We start from the raw sequence: 3,140 nt of genomic DNA, 5'->3' as shown, positions 1-3,140 counted from the left end.
CTGCTCAGCGGTGGCTTGGCCGCCCTCCAGCAGGTCACCATCGTGCTGGCGTTGCCGTTCATCGTCACGATGCTGTTGCTTCTTGCCGCTCTGTACAAGGAGGTCCGCCAGGAGCAACTGCCGCCGACGTTCACCCCGCCGGCGACGGAGTCGGCCAGCGACACGCTACCCAGTGTGGCTGGATCGACGTCGACCACCTGAGACGGAGGACTTGCCATGAGGGACTCGAAGGGCCCGTTCCACGGCTTCATCGACACCTTCGCCGAGATGTCTCGCATGCGCGAGCATGCGCTGGGTGGTGGTGGCGAGCAGCGGACGCAAGCGACCGCGTGGGTGCCGACCACCGACATCCTGGTCCGCGGCGACGACCTGATCATCCGCTGCGAGCTGGCCGGGGTCGACAACGATGACGTGGAGGTCACCCTCGCCCACAACACGCTGTGGATCTGGGGCGAGCGGACGCGTGCCCCCGAGGACGAGGTGGAGTCGGCGCGGTTCTACGTCCGGGAGCGCAGCACCGGCCCGTTCCGCCGGAGCATCAATCTGCCGCAGAACATCGATGCCGGCAGCATGCGCGCGTCGATCGAGGACGGCCTGCTCGAGATCACGATCGGTGGTGCTGCCGTACCCGGTGACGTCGAGCGGATCGCCATCGAACGGCGCGGTGACGACGACAGCGGCGTCCGGGTGACGAGGGGGTAGGCGGTGCGCAGAGTTCCACGACAGACCTGGTTCTGGGCCAGTCTGGCCCTGCTGGCCGCCCTCGCCGGCTGCAGTGATGCGGGCAGCGCCGGGCCGGGCTCGGCGCAGCCCCAGGGCGAGAGCCTGAAGCTGACCCTGGGGACGAAGGACTTCACCGAGTCGGTGATCATGGGCGAGCTGTATGCGCAAGCCTTGACCGACGACGGCTATCAGGTCGTCCTCCGCAAGAACATCGGCCCCACCGAGGTCATCGATCAGGAGCTCCAGGACGGTGAGATCGACGCCTACCCCGAGTACCTCAGTGTCGCCGCGACCGTCGTCGCGGGGGAGGATGTCGAGGGCAAGTCGGCGAAGGAGACGGCCCGGGTGGCTCGCGAGTTCTACGAGACGCGCGGCCAGGTGCTGAGCGAGCAGACGCCGTTCGAGAACGTCGACGCGATTGCGACGACGTTCCTCTTCGCCCAGCAGCACCAGCTGCGCGAGATCGGGGATCTGCGCAGGCTGGAGAGCTTCACACTCGGCGCCCGGCCGGAGTTCGAGGATCGGTACCAGGGCTTCGCGGGGATGCAGGAGGTGTACCGGCTGACCAACGGGGAGTTCGTTCCCGTCGCCATCGGGGCCCGGTTCGTCGCCCTTTTCGAAGGGGATGTCGATGTTGCCAACGTCTTCTCGACCGACCCTCAGCTCGCCGACGGCGACTTCCGACTCCTGGAGGACCCGGAACGGCTCTTCGGCTACCAGCATGTCGCCCTCGTGATCGGCGAAGACAAGCTGGACACTCTCGGCGGTGACAAGTTCATGGACATCATCAACTCGGTCAACAGACAGCTGAGCCAGCGCGCCATCATCGACCTGAACGCGGCGGTGGACCTCGATGGGCGTGACGCTTCCGACGTCGCGGGCCAGTTCCTTCGGCAGCGCGGGCTGATCGACACCGGGTCGGACTAGCTGACACCTGCCTAGTGCTTGTCTAGTGCCCCCTCGCAACGTCCGATCATGCCGCCCTGCGAGCGTGACGCGCGGGGGATCGTTTGTTATCTCGACAAGGAGACGCGTCACAGGCGACTGCCGGCGGTCGGCATGTGATGTGTCCTGACGTGGCCCGGCTGCCCTAGGTGTTGACCGCCGTGCTGGGTGAGGATGACGGCGTCAGGGTGGGCTGATCTCGGCGGGGGTCTGGGGGCGTGGCCGATCTTGCTCTTGCTGTTGGTCGTGTGCGACGACAGGGTGAGGAGGTCCTGGAGGTAGGCGACGGCCCTCCCGCATGTCTTGGCCGACACGGAAGGGCCGTCTTGGTGCATTGGAGTGCACCCGTGATGACGGTAGGGCTGGACGGCGCGGTGGTCGAGTACGACCTGCGCTCGGGGGTGATGGGCTGCCCGGTGATCGGCTGCGGGTCTGTGTTGGGGCCGTGGGGCTGGGCGCGGGAACGGCTCGTTCGTGGTGTGGGCCGGTTGCTGCCGCGGCGGGCTCGGTGTCGGGGGTGCCGGCGGACGCAGGTGGTGTTGCCGGCGAGCGTGTTGCTGCGCCGGGCGGACGCGGCCACGGTGATCGGTGCGGCGTTGCTGGCCAAGGCCGGCGGCGCGGGGCACCGCCCGATCGCGGGGGTGCTCAACGTGCCGTCCTCGACGGTGCGGGGCTGGTTGCGCCGGATCGTGTCGGTCGCCGAGCGGGTGCTGGCGGTCCTTGCCGCGGCCGCCGCTGAACTGGGCACGGAGTTCACGGCTTCGGCACCGACAGCCGATCCGGTCGCGGCGGTGGTGGAGATGCTCGGAGCCCTGTCGGCTGCGGTGGCCCGCCGGTTGGGTGGGTCGTGTTCGCCGTGGCGGCTGGCCGCGGTCTTGACCGGTGGTCGGTTGCTGGTCCCGGCCGGTCCCGAGCTGGGGTCGGGGTGGGCTGTGGGTCGCAACACCAGCTCGCTCTGGGCGGCCGGGCCGTAAGGCGATGGGCTGTGCCGGTCGGTCCGCACCGGGTGGGCCGGGAGGCGAGAGGCAGCCATCGTGAGCAAGGAGCAGGACCGAGACGACGCCCGCAGGGCCCGGGCACGGGAGGTGGGCCTGTTCCGGTATGGCCTGATCCAAGACGCCCTCGATCCGGCGTTGAGCACCAAGCAGCGCGGCCGGCTGGTCCGGGCGGTCGCCGCCAGGACGCATCCGGGGCCGTTCGGGACGCCGGTACGGGTCTCCTGGGCCACCCTGGACCGCTGGATCCGGGACTACCGCCGCGGTGGGTTCGCCGCGCTGGTCCCGGCGCCCCGCCGGGTGCTGCCGGCCACCCCGGCGCACGTGTTTGGAGCTGGCGGTGGCGCTGAAGACCGAGGCACCGGATCGGACCGCCGCGCAGGTCGCGGCCGTGCTGGCCGCGCACGGCGGGTTCACCCCGTCGGCTCGGACGTTGCAGCGGCACTTCGCCGCCGCCGGGCTGACCAGGTCCCGTCC

The 3,140-nt window shown here is 69.7% G+C and carries 5 protein-coding genes; all 5 read left to right on the top strand.

What is annotated here, in order from left to right; genetic code table 11:
* The coding region (locus tag VF468_28925; protein ID HEX5882311.1) for a BCCT family transporter at positions 1-201 on the top strand (201 nt) is incomplete at its 5' end.
* A 15-nt stretch (positions 202-216) separates the two neighbouring features.
* Positions 217-702 (top strand): Hsp20/alpha crystallin family protein, encoded by a 486-nt coding sequence (locus VF468_28920; GenBank protein ID HEX5882310.1) that lies wholly within the window; start codon positions 217-219, stop codon positions 700-702.
* A gap of 3 nt (positions 703-705) precedes the next feature.
* Positions 706-1,650 carry a glycine betaine ABC transporter substrate-binding protein gene (locus VF468_28915; protein ID HEX5882309.1) on the top strand — a complete coding sequence of 315 codons (945 nt, stop codon included), beginning with the start codon at positions 706-708 and terminating at the stop codon, positions 1,648-1,650.
* A 368-nt stretch (positions 1,651-2,018) separates the two neighbouring features.
* On the top strand, positions 2,019-2,642 hold the full coding sequence (locus VF468_28910) for a helix-turn-helix domain-containing protein (protein HEX5882308.1): 624 nt from the start codon (positions 2,019-2,021) through the stop codon (positions 2,640-2,642).
* Between the two features lie 60 nt (positions 2,643-2,702).
* Positions 2,703-3,140, top strand: a 438-nt coding sequence (locus tag VF468_28905) for a helix-turn-helix domain-containing protein (protein ID HEX5882307.1), incomplete at its 3' end; no start/stop codon positions are given.

The sequence above is a fragment of the Actinomycetota bacterium genome, assembly GCA_036280995.1.
Classification (GTDB): Bacteria; Actinomycetota; CALGFH01; order CALGFH01; family CALGFH01; genus CALGFH01.
This window is presented reverse-complemented; position numbering and strand designations above follow the sequence as displayed.

Coding starts and splice junctions, on each gene's coding strand:
- VF468_28920 (HEX5882310.1), top strand. CDS start 217: ATGAGGGACTCGAAGGGCCCGTTCCACGGCTTCATCGACACCTTCGCC.
- VF468_28910 (HEX5882308.1), top strand. CDS start 2,019: ATGACGGTAGGGCTGGACGGCGCGGTGGTCGAGTACGACCTGCGCTCG.